Source organism: Sphingobium sp. DEHP117 (assembly GCF_030867385.1).
Classification (GTDB): domain Bacteria; phylum Pseudomonadota; class Alphaproteobacteria; order Sphingomonadales; family Sphingomonadaceae; genus Sphingobium.
In genome coordinates this window covers 751,479-770,598 of sequence record NZ_JAPFBJ010000001.1, presented here as the reverse complement: position 1 = coordinate 770,598, position 19,120 = coordinate 751,479, and the positions used below count along the sequence as shown (strand labels likewise).

The window sequence follows — 19,120 nt, the reverse complement described above, 5'->3', positions numbered from 1 at the left end:
GTTCGCCGCACGAAGGATTATTGTTCGGGCGAAAAGCCGGGCTTGTGAGGAGCGAGGGATCCTTGTGACAGCGTGAACAATCGCGGACCGGCGGTATAGAGCAGCGATGCCTCGATGGCACGGTCGGGGAAGACCACGGCTAGGGCCGCCGCATAGGCCGCCATCTGGCGCAGGTGCGGAACAGGAATGGCCGAAGCGCCTTCCGGCACACGGCCGGTTTTGAAATCAACGAGGTGAACGGTCTCCGCCCTGATCACCAACCGGTCGATCACGCCCTGCACCACATCCTCACCCACAACGGCGGCGATCGGCGCCTCGGCAAGCGCATCCGGGCCGAACAGACCGTCAAGTTGCGGGTCGTTGATGACCGCGAGCGCCTGATCGGCGAGCGCAGCCCGCTCCTGCGAATCCGCAACGCCGCCCTGCCGCTCCAGCCAGAGCAGCGCAGCATCGCGCCGCTCCTCCGGCGCGACATCGGGCAGCCGCTCAAACAAACTATGAAGCAATTGCCCGCGCAGGGCCGCCGCCTGCATCGCGGTCGATGGCGGCGGCATGGGTAGATCGTCGTCCCCCGGGGCGGTCGGCGCAAGCGGGCGCGACGGTCGCGACTCGGCCGGTGCGGCCTGGCGCGCCCATTCGGGCAGCGGCGTGAGAGGCGGCACGGCGCGCGCCGCTTGGGCAGGGGCTGCTTTGGGCGCAAGCGCTTCCGACCCGGACCACTCGAGTGTCGCCCCCCAATCGCCCTCCTCCCCCCACTGCGCACCCAGAGCCGCCAGCCCCCGCTCTGCGCAGGCATACCAGCTCGCCTCGGCAATCTTGCCCTTGGCGCGTGGACCCAATGCCCCGGTGACGTAAAGCTGCTCTTCGGCACGGGTCATCGCGACATAGAGGAGCCGCCAATGTTCCTGACGCTCGGTTGCGTCGGCGATGAAGGCGGCATCTTCGATTCTGCCCCACCGCTCTGCCCGGCGCGGCGGCAGCACGGGCAGCGAGGTGCCGTCCCCCAATGGAATATCCAGCGCCTCGCGCCGCTGCGCCGCCTCCGGGTCTGCGCAGGCATCGGCGAGTATCACCACCGGCGCCTGCAACCCCTTCGCCCCATGGACGGTGAGTATGCGCACCGCGCCTCCCCCGCCCTCGCTCTCGCGCTTGATGTCGCCCTCTTCGCGGTCGAACCAGTCGATGAATTGCTGGAGCGAGGGCACCTCCTGCTGTTCGTGGCGCAGCGCGGCGTTGAGCAGCTCCTCGATGCTGTCCAGCGCCTGCGCCCCCAGCCGCCCAACCAGCCTGCGCCGCCCCTGCATCGGGCCGGAGAGGATATGCTCGAGCAGGCGGTAAGGCGTAATGAAATCCGCGCGGGCCAGAATTTCATAAAGCGCCGACATATCGTCAGCGGGCGCAGTTCCGCTCTCTCGCAGGTGCCGCCACAGGCTACCCTTGCGCGGCGCCGCGCGCTGCCAGAGTTCGTCTTGCGTCCAGCCGATCAGCGGCGAGACGAGCAGACACGCGAGGTTCAGGTCATCCTCCGGCTGGGCAGCAAAGCGCAGCGCCGCCATCAAGTCCTGCACCCCCAGCGGCGCCTGCAGCCGCAACCTGTCCACGCCCGCCACCGGTACCCCGGCCTCATAGAGCCGCGCCACGATCAGCCGCGCCAAATCACCGCGTTTGCGCAGCAGGATCATGATGTCGCCTGCCTGTACCGGCCGCCCCTTGGACGCGAGCATCATGCCGCCTGCTATCCACCCTCTGATCTGCCGCGCGATGCGTTCGGCAAGCAGCCGGTCCTGATCGGAAAGCCAGTCCTCCGCGCCTTCCGCCTCGTCGTCCTCGGCCGCATCGCCTTCCATCGGCACCGCGCTGACCGGCTTCCAGAGCGCGACCCGGCCCGGATAGCGATTGCGGCTTTCATGATGCACAGCGCCTGGCGGCAGGCCCAAAGCTTCCGGCCCGATCTCCTCCACGCAGGCGTCCACAGCCTCCAGCACTGCCGGGGTCGAACGGAAGCTCTCGTCCAGCGACAGATCATGGAATATGTGCTCCGCCGCATAGGCACGCGCGCGGAAATGATCGCGCGCCTCGGCAAATGCACGAGGGCTGGTACCCTGAAAGCCGAAGATCGCCTGCTTGAAGTCACCCACTGTAAACAGGGTGCGCAGTCGCTCGCCGCGCGCGCCCTCACCGCTGAAGAATTCGTCGACCAGCGCGTTGATGATCGTCCACTGGCGGCTGTTGGTATCCTGCGCCTCATCGACAAGGATATGGTCGATCCGCGCATCAAGCTTGTAGCGGATCCAGTCGGCAATCCCGTCGCTGCCCAGCAGCGCCGCGCCGTGGGCGATCAGGTCGTCGAAATCGACAGCGCCCGTCCGCCGCTTTGCCGCTTCATAAGCCCGGGCATAAGCGCGCCCGGCCACCAGCGCCTGCGCCACTGCATCCGCATAGGCTGCGCGGGTGCGGAGCGCGATAAGTTCTGATATCCAACCGCAAATATCGGATGCAAGATTTTGATATTCTTCATCCGCCTTGATCTGTCCTGCCGATACCGCGCGCGGCTCACCTTTGCCCGTCAAAAAGCATTTGCCGAGATCGTCCAGCGTGGCCGCACGAACAGGCGGCGCTGCGCCCAGCCATGCGGCGATGCAATCGGCATAACCCAGCCCGGTTTTCGTACCCCAGTCCGCGTTCGCTTTGGCGAGCCGCCTGAGCCCCGCACCGTCGATCGCCTCGTCCATGCACGCTGCGGCAATCGCCTCCTCAATGTCCCCTTCTGGCAGATCGAGCGCCGCGAACAACCAGCCGCGCAGATCGTCGGGCAGACCGGCAAAGGCGTCATGCGCGCGCGCGCAGCGATGGAGGTAACGCTCCGCCCCCGCCTCGCCCAGCCGCAGCGCCAGCGCATGCAGCGCATCGATCAGCGCTTCATCCCCCTGCGCCTCGGCATCTACGACCAGTTCCTCCAGCGCGAGGCGCGCCAACTGCTGCTGTTCGCCTTCCTCCAGCGCGCGAAAGCCCGGCACCAGTCCGGCCTCCAGCGGAAAGGAAGCGAGCAGGCGCTGACAAAAGCTGTGAATCGTCTGGATCGCGAGGCCGCCGCCCGTCGCCTCCAGCACGCGCGCGAACAGCCGCCTCGCCCGCTCGCGCACCGGAGGGCTGATGTCCTCACCCAGCGCATGGAGGTCCGCCGCAAGGTCGGCGTCGCTCATCTGCACCCATGCGGCGAGGCGCGCGTGCACCCGCTCCGCCATCTCGGACGCACCCGCCTTGGTGAAGGTGAGACAGAGAATATGTTCCGGGTCCACCCCGCCCAGCAGCAGGCGGAAAACCCGCGCGGTCAGAACATGCGTCTTGCCCGTACCCGCCGAAGCGGAGAGCCAGACATGCGCTTGCGGAGCGGCGGCGCGCGCCTGCGCACCTTTGAGCGGCAGCAATCCCACAGCCCCCCGGCTCATGCCGCGTCCTCCTGGCTGTCCGCGCGACCATACCATTCCTCCAGCCGCATCAGCTGGTCATAGTCACCATAGCCGGGCAGGTCGGGGTTCAGCTGCGCGGTGAACGGTTCCTCGCCGGTCAGCCATTTCTCCGCCGCCGCCAGGAAATACGCGCGCGCATGATCGACAAGCTGCTCCGTGGCCACAACCTTGTCAGTGCCACCGGGCTTCACCGGGCTGGACCGATAACCGAAGCCGTAACGCCCCTTGGCCAGTGACCAATATTCGAAGGCGCAGACCTCGCCGCCTGCCTTGGCTTCGCCAAAGCCCCCCTCGCGCGCAATTGCGCCGAGCAGGCCAAGCTGAAGCGCAAAACCCGCCTTGACCTGCGCCGGGCCGGGCGGCTTGCCGGTCTTGTAGTCGACTATGGCAAGGCTGCCGTCGGCAAGCCGGTCGATCCTGTCGGCCGTGCCGCTCAAACCGATGCCGCCGAGCGTAATCGCGCCCCTGGTCTCGACCGCGATGATATGCCGCCCCTGCTCTGCATCTTGCGCCACCTGCGCGCCGAGCCAGCGCACCGACTCCATAACGCGCGGCAGCCACAGCGCGCGGACGATCGGATGAGAGCCGATGCCGCCCACCATCTCGGCCGTGCGCGCCTCCAATCGTGCCGGGTCGCACTTGTCTTCGCGAAACCACAGCTCCAGCACCTTGTGGACAAGCGTACCGCGCCACGCCGCGCCTGGGTCGGCATCCACCCTTTCCAGCTTCTGCAGGCGCAGGATGCGCCCGGCATAGAAGGCGTAGGGGTCCGCCGCCAGCCTGTCAGCCTGCGTCACCGCCAGCGCATCGGGTCGCAGGGCCAGCGGCGGGCACGGATTCGGGCGCAGCGATGGCTTCACCGCACCCGGATCGTCCAGCGCATCGGCCCAGCGCAGCGGATCATGCGCATGGCGCAGGTTCTCACCCGCAATCGCCTCCAGCCGCAACCAGAAGCGCGAGGCGATGGCGGGCGCGTTGCCCGCACGGCGAGATCGGCTGATCACCACATCCGGGGCGCCGAGCGCCGAGGCAAAGTCATGTGCGGCAAGGCCGATGCGCTGCTCCACCCCGGGCAGACCCAGCTCCTGCCGGATTCGCGGGGCGAGCCACGGATCAGGCGCGGGCAGGCCCGGCCAGGTGCCTTCGTTTAACCCGGCAAGGATCATCAGGTCCGCCTGCTGAAGCCGCGCCTCAAGCAGGCCATAGATAGCGATACGCGGATGGCCACCCTGCGGCGGACGCACAGCGCATTGCTCCAATATCCGCTCCAACAGATCGGGCAACGCGCGCACCTCAACCATTGGCGGGCCATGCGCCGCCCCACGCTCCATCTCCGCGAAGCGTTCCGCCAGCGCCCGACCCTGATATCCCGCCCAGATTTGGTCGCCGGTGAGCGCAGAAGCAATTTCGCGGATCAGGGCCAGCATCGGCCCCGGCGGACCGTCGGCCAACGCATCGAGCGGCGCAAATAGCGCAGCTTCGCGCGCCCACCACTCGGCAACATGCGCGCGCAGTTTCGCCTGACGGTCATCGGCTCTCGGCGCGAGCAATGCCTTCAACCCTGCCGTGCCCGGGCCAGGCCGTGGCCCCCGCAGCAGCAGATCCAGCCCTCGCACCTCCTCCAGCCACGCGACCCGCCCTTCGCCCTTGCGCACCAGCGGATGCTTCAAAAGGTCAAGCAGCGGCACCGGCGCAAAGCGCTCTGCCGCCATACGTGCCAGTGCCAACACAAGCGCACCCGGCGGGGTAAGGTGAAGCGCCTGCCCCGCACTGTCGTCCGCCACGATGCCCCAGCGCGCCAGATGCGCCGAGACACGGGTCGCCAGTTCTCGGTCCGGCGTCACCAGCGCCGCGGTGCGCCCCGGTTCCTCCATCGCCTCGCGCAGAAGGAGTGCGATTGCCTGAGCCTCATGTGCCGGGGTGGCGGCTTCAAGCAGGCGCACCCCGTTCAGCGTGCGCTCATCGGCCTTCAGCCCGCGCCACTTGGTCGTATGTACCGGCGGCAGCATGGCGTTGGAGATGTTGCGGCTGCGGGCCGCGCGGGCGTCGTGCCCGCCGCCCCAGCGCCACAACGCCACCTCGTCCCGCGCGACGCCGATGCGATCGAGCATCATCTTTAGCTGATATTGGGGGTGGCTTTCCTCGGCGCGTGGGCGGCGGCCGGTAACCGGATCAGGCTCGAACGGACCGATGCTGTCCCACTCGTCCCCGCTCATATGCTGGTCGAGCGCGGAGAGCACAACATCTCCGCCGGGCATGAACGCCACCGTGCGCAGCACTGCGCAGATGGCGGGTGCGGACGTGGCGATGCCCGCCGCGATCACGAACCCGGCGGGCGGCGCCTCGCGCCAGCGCCGCGCGACATGGCCGAGCAGCCGGTTGCGCCTGTCCGCCAGATCGATCATGCCGAGCCGCGCGAGTTCGTCAGGCCACCGGTCCAGCAATATTTCGGGCAGCCGTAGCGAAGCGTTCCAGTGGCCGGACAGCACATCGTCAAGGTCAAGCTCGGCCAAGGCGCGCGGGTTGACCTGTGCGACATGAAGCTGGTCTATCGTCGCGCCCAATGCCTGCCCCAGCCGCATCGCCTCCCCGGCGTCGACTGGCTGGCGATGTTCGGCGCGCACCTGGCTCACCAGCCGGGCGAGGATCATCTGCCTATCCATCGTCGGGATGGCGGGCGGAATGTCCGCGCCCGCTCCTATGGGGTCGAGCGCGCTGCCCAGCCGCTCGCCCAGCTCCTCATCACCGATCGGCACGAGGCGAGGCATCAGCAGCCCGCCGCCCGATGCGCGCACGAATGCGTCGCTCAGCGCCCGCACCGCGCGGTTGTTGGGCAGCAGCACGATGCCGCGCGCCAGCGCCAGCACGTCCTTGCCATGTCGCGCGATGATCCCGGTGGCGAGCGCATCCGCAAAAGACCGGTGTGCCGGTATGGTATGGATAGCGGGCCGGACGCCCTCAGCCACGACCCAGCACGCCCTCGACTACGGGGATCGCCTGCGGTGTGCCGACATCGAACCACAGGCCGGGGTGAGAGGCACCATAAAGCCGGCCTGCCGCCATCGCCCGGTCCCAGAAGATATTGGTCGAAAACACCTCGCCCGGCGGGTCGACAAGCAGGCGCGGTGAGAGAATCTGCACGCCGGTATAGACGAACGGCGCAACATGACCCGGCTTGCGGCGGGAAAGCCGCCCGTCCGGTGCCATGTGAAAGTCACCGGGGCCATTGTGACAGGTGGCGCGCGCATGGGGAATCATCAGCAGCAGCGCGTCCATCTTCGCGTCGTCCCACAGCTCCGCCAGCATCAGGATCGAGTCACGCGGCCCATCCACCCACAGATTGTCGCTGTTGGCGCACAGAAACGGCGTATCGCCCAGCAAATGCGCCGCCTTCATCAGGCCGCCGCCGGTTTCCAGCAGCCGTCCCCGCTCATCAGAGACCAGATATTCGGCCGGGCTCCGCCTCGCCTTGAGATGCGCAATGATGCTGTCCGGCAGATAATGGACGTTGACGACGATGCGCCCGATGCCCGCCCCTTCGATCTTGTCGAGCGCATGGTCGATCAGCGCCTTGCCCGCCACGCGCACCAGCGGTTTGGGCCGGGTGGCGGTCAGGGGGCGCATCCGCTTGCCAAGCCCCGCCGCCATCAGCATCGCGGTCGTGAGCCTGGTGCTCATGCGGCGGCCTGCTTCTCCGGCGAACGGGCGCGCACCTCGGCTGGGATATTGCGAGCGAACCACTCTCTCACAGGCGCCAGCGCGGGATGCGCCAGATCGCGCTCCAGCAGGCCCCACATGCGCGGCAGGAAAGAGAGATAGCGCGGCTTGCCGTCGCGCTTCCACAGGCGCGTAAAAATACCGATGATCTTGGCGTTGCGCTGAGCACCCAGCACTGCATAGGCAGCATCGAAGCCCTCGCCCGGCTGCGCGAGCGCCTTGTAATGCGCAAGCATTGCGGCCTCGAGCTCAGGCGAAACGTCGCGCCGCGCATCCTGCAACAGCGACACGAGGTCATAGGCCGGATGACCGATCAACGCGTCCTGAAAATCGAGCAGGCCGAGATTGTGGCTCTCGGGCCGCCCCTCGATCAGCATGATGTTCTCGGCATGATAATCGCGCAATACGGTGACGCGCGGGGCCTTATCATGTTCGACAATGGGCAGCACCGCATCCCATGCGGCGCGATAGCCGGGCAGGTCCGCGTGGAGGCCCATCGCCGGGCAATACCATTCGGTCAGCAAGTCCAGTTCGCGGTTGTAGGCCGCGCGATCATAGGGTGGAGCCGCTGCTGCCGGGGCCTTATGCAGGTCCGCGAGCAAGGCAACAGCGCGGGCATAAATCGACTGCTCGTCCGCCGGGTGCTCATCGAGCCAGTCCCGCACCCGCGCATCACCAAAATCCTCCAGCAACACGAGGCCGTGATCGAGGTCCTGACCATAGATCTCCGGCGCGGCGAGCTTGTTTTCAGATAGATAGCGCGCAATCTTGAGAAACGGTCTCGGATCCTCATGCGGCGGCGGCGCGTCCATCAGCACTGCCCTGCGCGTACGATCTTCCACACGGAAGTAACGGCGGAACGAGGCATCGCCCGCTAGTGGCACAATCTCCGCCCCGCCCCATCCAACAGAGCTGAGAAAAGCAGGCGCGGCGTGCGGTGGAATCATGGAAACGGCCATCGGTCCCTCCAAGACGGCGGCAGGGATGCTGTCAAGCGCCGCGCGCCTTCAGCGTGGAAATCGATGTGGACAAGCAGCGCGTCCGGCCACAGCCGCCCCCCCAACCGTTCTGGCCATTCGATCAGCAGCGCGCCGTCGGCCAGATATTCCTCCAGCCCCAGCTCTGCCACCTCTTCGGCATCATCGAGGCGATAGAGATCCACATGCGCGACCGGCAACGACACATCCGGCGGAGCATAGGGCTGCACGATCGCGAAGGTCGGGCTCGGCGCCTCCTCTGCCAAGTCGAGGGCAGAGAGCAGTCCGCGTGCGAGCGTCGTCTTACCCGCACCCAAGCCGCCGGAAAGAGCAACGATGTCTCCTGCGCGCAGAACGGCGGCCAGCGCCGCTCCTACCCCCAGCATCTCCTCCTCGGTGCGCGCGAACACCCCTGCCATGCTGGCTATTTCCCCAGCCGAGGCAGGTCGCCGCGGGGCAGCTCCATTGTGAACACGGTCCCCTCTCCCGGCTCCGAAATCAGCGAAAGGCTCCCACCGTGGGCCTCCACCAGCTGGCGGGCGAGCGGCAGGCCAAGGCCCTGCGCATCGCCGCGCCCGGTGTCATTCATGCGGCTGAACCGGTCAAATGCGCGGGCCTGGCTCTTGGCATCCATGCCGGGCCCATTGTCTGACACGATCAGACGGGCGCCGCCCACCTGCCCATCCGCATGCAGTGAGATGCGCCCCCCTTCCGGCACCACGCGGACGGCGTTGTCCATGATCTTGTCGAGTGCCTGCGCGAGCCGCTTTTCGTCGGCCATGATCCGCCCTGTCGAAGGTTTGATGTCCGCCACCAGCTCGATCTTCTTGGCGCTCGCGGGCGCGGCCCAGCGATCGCGGCAGGCAGCGACAAATGCGGCGAGGTCGACCGGCTCGCGCTCCAGCGGCAGCGTGCCCGCCTCTCCCTGCGTCAGGTCAAGCACCGTGTCGATCAGGCCGGACAGCTTGGCCGTGGAATCCAGGATCGCCCCGACGTACTCCTGCGCCGTTGCCGGCAGTTCGCCCGCATAACCAGCCTTCATCATCTCGGCGAAGCCACCGATGGAAGTGAGCGGGGTGCGCAGGTCATAGCTCATATTGGCGAGGAAGGCAGTCTTCACCTTGTCCGCTTCAGCCAGCGCCTCATTCTGCTCACGCAGCACATGCTCGATCCGGCGGCTGTCCGTCACGTCCAGCATCGTGAACAGTGCGTTTCCGTCAGGCAGCGGAATCGCCGCAAAATCGAACGTGCGCCCGTCGGCAAAGCCAATGCGCCCGTTGCGTTGCTTGCGGTCAACCGTGCAGGATCGCATCAGCTCTCGTACCAGGCTGGCCTGAGGCGGGCGCGCCAGCTTGCCCGCAAGCGAGGTCATGAAGTCGTCGATACGCGGATGCGCGGCCAGCACCCCTTCCTCCACGCCCCAGATCGCGCGGAAGCGGTTGTTCCAAAGGTGTAGGCGGCCATCGGCAGCGAACACGCCTATGCCCTCGAACAGGCTGTCGAACGTCGCGGTGCGAACGCGCAACAGCGTGTCACGCGCGCTGGAGAGCTGGATATGCTCGGTCCGATCCTCGAACACGAGCAGCAGGCCGCCATCGGGCATCGGCTGGGCAAAGACGCGCAGGTGCGTTCCATCGGCCAGCAGCCAGTTCTCCTCGCTCGCCTCTTGCGCGGTGAACCATGCCCGTCTTTCCGATCGCCACGCCGGGAAATCGCGATGCTCCGGGATGCGTTCGCCCTCGCGCATGCGGTCCAGCACCCGCTCGAACTCCGGCCGGTCCACCAGATGCTCCGGCTTCAGCGCGAAAAGGCTCACGAATGCCTTGTTCCAGAACACCAGCGACCGGTCCGGACCGAATTGAGCGACAGCCGCCGTGAGCCTGTCCAGCATGTCGCGCTGGGACGCGACCGTGCGCGCCTGCTCCGTCCGCGCGCTCTCATAGTCCTGTTTGTCGATGGCATAGCCCGCCACGCCCGCGCGGCCCATCGGCACCTCGACCACCTGCATCATGCGCCGCTCGCCCCCCAGCGTCGCGGGCACCACGCGAGTGAGCACCTCGCCCTTGTCCAGCGCGATGCGTGCGGCTTCCGGTGGCGGCAGGCCATCTATCGTCTCGAATAACTCGATCTGCTGGCCGATCACGTCGGCGGCGCTCGGCGCTTCCACCGCACGGACATAGGCACTGTTGACGAGGCTGAGCTTGAGGTCGGCGCTTCTGTGCCACATCGGCAGCGGCGCAGCTTCGATCAGGCCGGAAAGTGCCTCCAGTGCATCGTGCAGCAGCGTGCCTTCGCGCTCCAGCGTCGCAATGCGCGTCTGGCTCTCGGTCGCGTCGAACAGCCATAGGATCGCCGCACCAGGGTTGGCGAGGTCTGGCCCGGCGGGCGCGCCTTTCACCAGCAACGCGCGGCTGGACCCCCGGACCATGATTGCGCGCGAAAAGCTCTTGGCCCCGCGCTGAGCGGAGAGGATATCCGCCGAAAGCGCAGCGCTGTCCGCCGCATCGAAACAGCCTCCTTCGCTGGTCAACTCAGAGAGATAGGCAGGGACCGCGGCAAGGCCGAGCCAGCCCGCCAGCCGCGCCGGGGCCTCGATGCGGCCATCGGGTCTGATCAGCATCGGCACGGCGGGGGCCGATTGGAGCAGCGCCGCCAGCCTGTCCGCCTGCTCGCGCTGATGATGGCCACGGCGCCGCAGCTTCAGGCCCGTGACGAGCACGTAAACAGCTGCGGCGAGCCACAGCGCCATCACCGCGCCTGCCACCACCATTACCGTCGCCGATACCTGCATCATTCAAGCGGACTAGCGCAATTAACCTAAGCCGCAAAGCGTCTGCTTTGACCAGAAACGAAAAAGAGGCGGACTTTCCGTTCGCCTCTTTCTGTGTCTCGTAACTGAGATCTCAATAGCGGTAATGATCCGCCTTGAACGGCCCAGCCTGTGGTACGCCGATATAAGCTGCCTGCTTGTCGGTCAGCTTGGTGAGCTTTACGCCCAGCTTCTCGAGATGCAGCGCCGCAACCTTTTCATCGAGGTGCTTGGGCAGCACATAGACCTCGTTCTTGTATTGATCAGCCTTGGTGAACAGCTCGATCTGCGCCAGCGTCTGGTTGGTGAAGCTGGAAGACATCACGAAGCTGGGATGGCCGGTGGCGCAGCCCAGGTTCACAAGGCGGCCCTTGGCAAGGATGATGATCTGCTTGCCGTCCGGGAACTCGACCAGATCGGTACCGGGCTTCACCTCGGTCCACTTGTAGTTGGACAGTGCTGCGATCTGGATCTCGCTGTCGAAATGGCCGATGTTGCAGACGATGCTCATCGGCTTCATCGCCTTCATATGCTCGGCGGTGATGACGTCCTCATTGCCGGTCGCAGTGACGAAGATGTCGCAGCGGGTGACGGCCTCTTCCATCGTCACGACCTCATATCCCTCCATCGCCGCCTGCAGCGCGCAGATTGGGTCCACTTCCGTCACCATCACGCGCGCGCCACCCTGGCGCAGGGAGGCGGCGCTGCCCTTGCCGACATCGCCGAAGCCCGCGACGCATGCGACCTTGCCTGCCAGCATCACGTCGGTGGCGCGGCGGATCGCGTCGACCAGGCTTTCCTTACAGCCATAGAGATTGTCGAACTTGCTCTTGGTCACGCTGTCGTTGACGTTGATCGCCGGGAAGGGCAGCTTGCCTTCCTTGGCGATCTGATACAGGCGATGCACGCCCGTGGTCGTCTCTTCGGACACGCCCTTGATGTTTTTCACCGTCTGCGTGAGGTAGCCCGGCTTGGCCTTGAGGAAGGCATTGAGGGCGCGCACAAACTCTTGCTCCTCGGCGTTGCCCGGCTCGAACAGCTTTTCGCCCGCTTCCACGCGCGCACCCCACAGCGCGAACATGGTGGCGTCGCCGCCGTCGTCGAGGATCATGTTGGCGGTCTCGCCTCCCCAGTCGAAGATGCTGCCGACATAATCCCAGTATTCGGCAAGGCTTTCGCCCTTCACCGCGAACACCGGGATGCCTGCAGCGGCAATGGCGGCAGCGGCATGGTCCTGCGTCGAGAAGATGTTGCATGTCGCCCAGCGCACCTCGGCGCCCAACGCCACAAGCGTCTCGATGAGCACGGCGGTCTGGATCGTCATGTGGAGGCTGCCGGTGATGCGCGCCCCTTTCAAGGGTTGGGACGCGCCAAACTCCTGGCGCAGCGCCATCAGGCCGGGCATCTCCGTCTCGGCAATCGCTATTTCGGCGCGGCCAAAGTCCGCCAGACCGATGTCGGCGATCACATAATCCTTCTCAAGCACGGCGGTGGACACGAACATTCTCCCTGAAATGCGTCAGATGGCGCGCGCGGCAAAGCAATGCTGCGGCTGATTGCCCATTAGCAATCGCCGTCGCACCTATCAAGGCAATATAAAGCTTTCTTTAAATAGCTGCCTAAAGCGGCAGCAGAAAGTAGGAGGCTATTTTGCCTCGGTCATGGCAACGCTGACGGAGCAGCGAGCGATCGGCACTGGCGGCGCGGATCCCACCGCGTTGGCGAGCGTCACAAGATTCGTCCGTGCAGCAGGCGCTTCCGCGGCTGTTCGGGCAAGCGCCGCAAAGTCATCGCAGGACATGCCGGACATGCCGTTGCCATAGCTGTTGGCGATCTTTGTCATGAAATCATCGTATGCGCCCAGCGCCTTGACCTTGCCGACCGAGCTGGCGAATGCGGACTGGATCTCGGTGTTCGCCGCAGCAAGGATCGGGCGCTTCTCCACCACGAACCTGTTGTAATCAGCGCTGAAGTCGTTGCCCTTGACGCGGCAGCGCAACGTCGCCACCATCAGCATTGTATCCAGATCACGCAGCTGAGCCGCCTCATAGGCAGCATCGCTCCAACATGCCGCCGCGTGGGCATCAGCTGAAAACAGCGCCAGCCCAGCAGCCAGCGCACCTACAATAGATTTCATAGAGTTCCCCGTTCACCCGGTCAGATTATACGATGACTCGTTTGCACTACCGGCGCATGATCAGACAGGGTTAATAGGGCGTTCATTCGACGAAACGGTAGAGTTCCGAGGTGAGCGGAGGAACAAACTTTCCATGTTGATCTGAAGCTCAGGCCTGGCCGGTGTTTCCGGTCAAAAGCCTGCTATCTACTCCGCAGGCGGCATAGCACTGATCCCAGCGACTGCCTGGCGCAACGCGCGCCAGATCGGCCGGCAGGGTTCCTCCAAGGAACCAACCATGCAGGTGCATTTCGTGCTCGAGCTGCCCGGCGCTCCAGCCCGAATAGCCGAGCGCTATGATGTAGTGCGATGGACCTTCGCCGGCCGCAATTGCCTTGAGCACGTCCATGGAGCCGGAGAGGTTCCAGTTCTCGGCAACGCAGAGACTATCCTTCCCGCCCCAATCCCCACAATGAAGCACGAAACCGCGTTGTGCCTCCACAGGCCCGCCCCGCATAACAGGCACATGCGCGAGCTGAGGCGCCTCGATGCCGAACCCCGCCATCAGCTCCGCTACGCTCATGCCTTCGATCGCGTGCCCCACGTCGAGCCCCATAGCTCCGTGCTCGTCGTGCACACACATTGCGATCACAGCACGGCTGAAATTGGGATCCACCATTCCCGGCATGGCGAGCAACATCCGCCCGCCGTAAAAACGGGGGCTCCCTTCAAGGCCTTCCTCGTTTTGGTCCGCGCCTGTCATTCGTCCATGTTACTCCCGCTCACACAGCACGCGCCAGCCCAAAAAGATGACCCTTCCATTTGAACGCTTGACTTGGCGCGATTATCCCCCACTTGAACCTTGCAATCACAACCACAGCCGAGGAGTTTCCCATGACCATAGCCAAAGGCGACAAGATCCCTGCCGTCACCTTCGTGAAAATGACCGAAAACGGACCGGAACAGGTTGACAGTGAGAGCTTTTTCAAGGGGCGCAAGGTCGCCCTTTTCTCGGTCCCGGGTGCATTCACGCCGACCTGCTCGGCCAAGCACCTGCCCGGCTTCGTAGAAAAGGCTGCCGAGCTGAAGGCCAAGGGCGTGGAAGAGATCGCGTGCACCGCCGTCAACGACGCATTCGTGATGGGCGCATGGGGGAAATCCGCCAATGCGGACGGGAGTGTTACGATGCTGGCCGACGGTAACGGCGCTTTCGCCAAGGCCGTGGGGCTGGAGATGGACGGCAGCAAGTTCGGCATGGGCACGCGCGGCCAGCGTTTTTCGATGATCGTCAACGACGGCGTCGTTGAAGAGCTGAACGTCGAGGGGCCGGGCGAATTCAAGGTTTCCAGCGCCGAGCACATGCTGGCTCAGCTTTAAGGTCCTAACAGATAATCCCGTATCGCCTGCCCCAGCTCGGGGCGGGCGATACAGCTCATGTGGGTGCCCGGCACCTCGATATAGCGGCCTTGCGCCAATTGGCGCGCCAAGGCGGGGGCGGATCCGTTATCCTGATCCTCGTCTCCGCAAATCACACCGATCGGAATATCCGCCGCGACCAACGCCGCCGGATCGACGTCAATCCCGGCGCACAGCAGCAGCCGCGCGGCTACCGGATCGATCTTCATCGTCTTCATGAACATTACCGCCATGAAATGCGGATCATCGCGCTTTACGGTCTCTCGGTTGTCGATCGCATCGAGGAAGAACTGTCGGCGCCCCTCCCAGCCGCCAAGTCCTTCCAACCCCATTCCGGCGAGAATAGCCTTCCGCGGACGCAGGCCATTGGCCAGCAAAGCGGCAGTGGTGCGCGCGCCCAGGGAGAAGCCTCCGATATCGAAATCGGTCAAGCTCAGCTGCGCTATCAGCGCCTGCGCATCCATCAGCAACACGTTGCGCGGATAGGCTTGTGCTGCGTGCGGGGCGGCGCTCATCCCATGAGCGCGCAGGTCCGGCATGATGACGCGATAGCCCGCCGCTGCGAGGCAGGCGGCATGGCCATATTTGATCCAGTTGACCTCGGCGCTGGAAAACAGGCCATGCAGCAGCAGCACGGGCCGCGCGCCCGCATCGCCCATCTCATGCACGGCTAACGCCGCGCCATCGAAGCCGGATAGCGAGCTGGTGCGGACCTCCGCCACCACTATCAGCCTTTCTTGAGGTGCCGCCGCCCCAGCAGTTCAGCAATCTGCACGGCGTTCAGCGCCGCGCCCTTGCGCAGATTGTCGGACACGCACCACAGCACCAGTCCGTTATCGACCGTCGGGTCCTCGCGCACGCGGCTGACGAACGTCGCATAGTCGCCCACACACTCGACCGGGGTGACATATCCGCCGTTCTCGCGCTTGTCGACGAGCATGACGCCCGGTGCCTCGCGCAGAATGGATTGTGCTTTCTTGGCGCTGATCTCGTCCTCGAACTCGATGTTGATCGCTTCCGAGTGGCCGACGAACACCGGCACACGCACGCAGGTCGCGGTCACCTTGATCTTGGTATCGAGGATCTTCTTGGTCTCGACGACCATCTTCCACTCTTCCTTGGTGTAGCCATCATCCAGGAAGACATCGATGTGCGGGATCACGTTGAACGCGATCTGCTTGGTGAACTTCTTCGGCTCGGCCGGATCGCCGACGAAGATGTTGCGCGATTGCTCGAACAGCTCGTCCATGCCTTCCTTGCCCGCACCGGACACAGACTGGTAGGTCGAAACGACCACCCGCTTGATCTTCGCCGCATCATGCAACGGCTTCAGGGCGACGACCATCTGCGCGGTTGAGCAGTTCGGATTGGCGATGATGTTGCGCGCGGTATAGCCGTCAATGGCATCCGGATTCACCTCTGGCACGATCAACGGCACATCCGGGTCCATCCGGTAGAGCGAGCTGTTGTCGATGACGACGCAGCCCGCCGCAGCCGCCTTGGGGGCGTATTCCTTGGTCGGGCCGGAGCCGGCGGCGAACAGCGCAATGTCCCATCCAGCGAAATCGAAATGCTCGATGTTCTTGACCTTCAGGAGTTTGCCTGTCTCGCCATATTCGATCTCGGTCCCGGTCGAGCGCGGGGAAGCCACGGCTGCGATTTCGTCAGCCGGAAACTCCCGCTCTGCAAGGATGTTGAGCATTTCGCGACCGACATTTCCCGTGGCCCCGACGACAACGACACGATACCCCAATTTAACGCTCCAATATGGTCAGGATTGATACTCAAGCGCGCGCCCATAGCCTATTGCGCCTGCGAAAGCAAAGGGGCTATGATCCCGCTCGATAACAGCCAGCAAGGCGGGTCGCATAATTTCAGGTGTATCGGGGGAGACACCAATTATGGGACGTATGGGACTGATTCTCTTGGCGTATCTGGCACTATCGGCTTGTGCCACGCGCGGATCGCTGGATGTTCATTGCAATGGCTTTACCGAGGCGCCGCCCGGCAAGATCGCTTTCCGCCACCCTCTCCCCCTTTCGCCGATAGAACGACAGATCCGTGGGCAGGAGGGATTCCTCACGCCGCTGGGCGATGGTCAGACCGAAAGCGGCCTTCTTACCCGCACGCTCTATGCTTATCAGCAAGCCGTTTTCCGGCAAAAGCTTCACGCCGCAGATCCCTTGAAAGATAATCCGGCTCTGGGAGATCCTGCTGTTCTGCTGCTTTCCGGGGGCGGGCAATGGGGCGCATTCGGCGCAGGTTTTCTCTCCCGTCTGGCCGAGAAAGGTGAAGTGCCCAACTTCTTCGTCATCACCGGCGTCTCCACGGGGAGCATGCAGGCAATGTTCGTGGGGTCGGACCATCCGGACAAGTGGCAATGGCTGAAAGCGGCCTACACGATCGACAAGGAACATCGGGTCGTGCGGCGCAACGCCAAGTGGCGCGCGCTGTTTACCGGGTCTTTTGCCGGTTTGGTGCCGTTATACCATCGCATCGAGACAGCGCTGTGCCCTCCAACCACGCTCGGAGCGGATCAGCCAGACTGCCCGGCGATCAGCGCTTTGGCCAAGGCCGATCGACAGATACTCGTGGGCTATATCGAGGCGCGGTCGGGCGACTTCTATTATTCCGATATCCACCAGATCGCTACCCGGACTTCCGCCGACAACGCCCGCGCGTGCATCGCGGGCACAGCGCTGGCGTCGTCCGCTATGCCGGTGACGTTCCAGCAGGTTCGCATCAATGGGCGCGCTTATTACGACGGCGGCGTGCGACAGTCCGTATTCGCCAACTGGGCGGAGCAACTGGGCCGCGCAGTCCGCGCCTACGAAACCAAACGCCCGGCGGAGAGCATCAACGACATGCCCTTCTACGTAATCCGCAACGGACCCACAGCGCTGTCAGAGGACAATGGCGAGGCCGACAAGTCTCCCGATGCCTTTACGGCGGCCCAACGTGCGCAGGCGATCGTCACCAACCAGCTTGAGGTCGGTTCCATCGCTGGACTGCGCCTGCAGAAGCCGGGTGGCCCGATCCGCTTCGTCACGGCGGACGGCTGGGACAAACATCTGTTCATGCTGAAAGGCAAATCCACCAGCTGCAAGACGCTTTATGACACCGCGAAGAAGAAGGGGCGGATGTTCGACCCCGATTTCATGGCCTGCTTGATGGACTATGGCCGCGCGCGAGCCGACAAGCCATGGAGCGATCTGATGTCGATCAGCGCGGATCGCAAGGAAAGCCTCCCGCCGATCACCAAGGAGATACTGCCTCCCCCCGCCAATGATAACGAGCCGTCGCCGCAATAGCGGCGCTCACTCTTGCTACGAGCGCCCAAGCAGGGGCACGGCCAGCTCGGCGAAGCGGGAAACGGTCTCCGCCCCCAACCCCGCGATATTGATCCGGCCGGACAATGTCATATACACGCCATGCCCCTCCTTGAGCGAAAGGACGGCCTCTGGACTGAGCGGGAGTGTAGCGAACATGCCGCGCTGGCTAGCCAGCGGCGCGAAGGCCGGGTGTGCGGCAGCGAGCTGACCTCGCAGGCTGTTGATTCGATCCCGCATCTCGCCCAGTTCGTGCCGCCACATCTGCTTGAGCTCGTGGTTTTCTAGGATCGCCGCGACGATGGCGGCACCATGATCTGGCGGCATTGACCAGAATACCCGGCTCAGCGACACCAGATTTTCATGGCAGCGCGCCGCCTCGTCGGCCGTCTCCGCCAGCACATAGAGCGCGCCGGTGCGCTCGCGATAGATGCCGAAATTCTTGCTGCAGCTGACGGCCACCAGGGCTTGCGACGCGGTGTTCAGAAACGCGCGGACGCCCGCCGCGTCTTCCGCCAGTCCATCGCCAAGCCCCTGATACGCCACATCAACAAAGGGTACGAGGCCGCGCGCGCTCATGATCCGGCTTATTTCCTGCCACTGGTCACCCGTCAGTTCCGCTCCGGTAGGGTTATGACAGCATCCATGCAGCAGAAACACGTCCCCCCTCTCCGCCTGCTCGAGCGCCTGAACCAGAAGGTCGAAACGGACGCGCATCGCCGCGACGTCATAATACTCATAGGTCTTGATCGGCACGCCCGCCTTCCGGAAGATCGGCGCGTGGTTGGGCCATGTCGGCTCACCCATCCATATGCTGCGCCCCGGATTACCCCGCGCGATGAGCTCCGCGCCGAGGCATAATGCGCCAGTGCCGCCGGGCGTCTGCAGCGCGGTATGATAGCTCCTGCCTCCCATGCCCTCGCCGAACACGACGTCACCCAGCAGGGAGACGAAGACCCGGTTGCCGTCCGCACCGAGGTACGCCTTGCTGCCCTGCTCTTCCACAAGCCGCCGCTCCGCCAGCTTCACGCAGTCGAGCACCGGCGTCTCGCCCTTCGCATCGCGATAGACGCCGACACCGAGGTCGATCTTGTCGGGCCGCGGATCCGCAGCGCAGGCGACGATGAGCGACAGCAGCGCATCTCCCGGTTGATGCTCCAGCGCCCCGAAAGGCGAAAGGGCGGCGTTGGCCATGTCGGCTGCCTGGGTGGTACTCATAGGTTCTACTTGCCTGTTCGTCGCTCGATCATCGCCCTATAAGGAGCAAAGCCCCGGAAGACATCAGA

At 64.7% G+C, this 19,120-nt stretch carries 14 protein-coding genes; 2 read left to right on the top strand and 12 right to left on the bottom strand.

Going from position 1 to position 19,120, the window contains the following annotated elements; genetic code table 11:
* Window positions 1–17 precede the first annotated feature (17 nt).
* The 9 genes from addA to OOT33_RS03760 all read right to left on the bottom strand — a co-directional run bounded on the left by addA (window position 18) and on the right by OOT33_RS03760 (window position 13,852).
* Window positions 18–3,449: a double-strand break repair helicase AddA gene (gene addA / locus OOT33_RS03800; RefSeq protein ID WP_307748687.1), complete on the bottom strand. Its 3,432-nt coding sequence runs from the start codon at window positions 3,447–3,449 to the stop codon at window positions 18–20.
* Window positions 3,446–6,436 (bottom strand): double-strand break repair protein AddB, encoded by a 2,991-nt coding sequence (gene addB, locus OOT33_RS03795; RefSeq protein WP_307748686.1) that lies wholly within the window; start codon window positions 6,434–6,436, stop codon window positions 3,446–3,448. The genes addA and addB overlap by 4 nt, the downstream gene beginning before the upstream one ends.
* Window positions 6,429–7,148, bottom strand: coding sequence for a sugar phosphate nucleotidyltransferase (locus tag OOT33_RS03790; protein ID WP_307748685.1), 720 nt, complete (start codon window positions 7,146–7,148; stop codon window positions 6,429–6,431). The genes addB and OOT33_RS03790 overlap by 8 nt, the downstream gene beginning before the upstream one ends.
* Entirely contained in the window at window positions 7,145–8,134 is a 990-nt protein-coding gene (locus OOT33_RS03785) for a phosphotransferase (RefSeq protein WP_307749285.1), read from the bottom strand. The genes OOT33_RS03790 and OOT33_RS03785 overlap by 4 nt, the downstream gene beginning before the upstream one ends.
* Entirely contained in the window at window positions 8,131–8,583 is a 453-nt protein-coding gene (gene tsaE, locus OOT33_RS03780) for a tRNA (adenosine(37)-N6)-threonylcarbamoyltransferase complex ATPase subunit type 1 TsaE (RefSeq protein WP_307748684.1), read from the bottom strand. Before tsaE ends, OOT33_RS03785 begins: the two co-directional genes overlap by 4 nt.
* A 5-nt stretch (window positions 8,584–8,588) precedes the next feature.
* The gene (locus OOT33_RS03775) at window positions 8,589–10,955 is read right to left on the bottom strand and encodes a PAS-domain containing protein (RefSeq protein ID WP_307749284.1); all 2,367 of its coding nucleotides are present in this window, start codon (window positions 10,953–10,955) and stop codon (window positions 8,589–8,591) included.
* 112 nt (window positions 10,956–11,067) lie between these two features.
* A complete protein-coding gene (gene ahcY, locus OOT33_RS03770) occupies window positions 11,068–12,459 on the bottom strand; it encodes an adenosylhomocysteinase (RefSeq protein ID WP_373690521.1) in 1,392 nt (463 codons plus the stop codon).
* Window positions 12,460–12,618: 159 nt separating this feature from the next.
* Entirely contained in the window at window positions 12,619–13,110 is a 492-nt protein-coding gene (locus tag OOT33_RS03765; RefSeq protein ID WP_307748682.1) for a hypothetical protein, read from the bottom strand.
* Between the two features lie 148 nt (window positions 13,111–13,258).
* Window positions 13,259–13,852: a YqgE/AlgH family protein gene (locus tag OOT33_RS03760; protein ID WP_307748681.1), complete on the bottom strand. Its 594-nt coding sequence runs from the start codon at window positions 13,850–13,852 to the stop codon at window positions 13,259–13,261.
* A 131-nt stretch (window positions 13,853–13,983) separates the two neighbouring features.
* Between OOT33_RS03760 and OOT33_RS03755 the strand changes: the two genes are divergently transcribed.
* On the top strand, window positions 13,984–14,466 hold the full coding sequence (locus OOT33_RS03755) for a redoxin family protein (RefSeq protein WP_307748680.1): 483 nt from the start codon (window positions 13,984–13,986) through the stop codon (window positions 14,464–14,466).
* Here the strand turns inward: OOT33_RS03755 and OOT33_RS03750 are convergent.
* Window positions 14,463–15,227 carry an alpha/beta fold hydrolase gene (locus tag OOT33_RS03750; RefSeq protein ID WP_307748679.1) on the bottom strand — a complete coding sequence of 255 codons (765 nt, stop codon included), beginning with the start codon at window positions 15,225–15,227 and terminating at the stop codon, window positions 14,463–14,465. The genes OOT33_RS03755 and OOT33_RS03750 overlap by 4 nt on opposite strands.
* A 5-nt stretch (window positions 15,228–15,232) precedes the next feature.
* Window positions 15,233–16,258, bottom strand: coding sequence for an aspartate-semialdehyde dehydrogenase (locus tag OOT33_RS03745; protein ID WP_307748678.1), 1,026 nt, complete (start codon window positions 16,256–16,258; stop codon window positions 15,233–15,235).
* Between the two features lie 148 nt (window positions 16,259–16,406).
* Here OOT33_RS03745 and OOT33_RS03740 point away from each other — a divergent pair, with 148 nt between their 5' ends.
* Window positions 16,407–17,816: a patatin-like phospholipase family protein gene (locus OOT33_RS03740; RefSeq protein ID WP_307748677.1), complete on the top strand. Its 1,410-nt coding sequence runs from the start codon at window positions 16,407–16,409 to the stop codon at window positions 17,814–17,816.
* A 15-nt stretch (window positions 17,817–17,831) separates the two neighbouring features.
* Here OOT33_RS03740 and OOT33_RS03735 read toward each other — a convergent pair whose 3' ends face one another.
* A complete protein-coding gene (locus OOT33_RS03735; protein ID WP_307748676.1) occupies window positions 17,832–19,052 on the bottom strand; it encodes an aromatic amino acid transaminase in 1,221 nt (406 codons plus the stop codon).
* Between the last annotated feature and the right edge of the window lie 68 nt (window positions 19,053–19,120).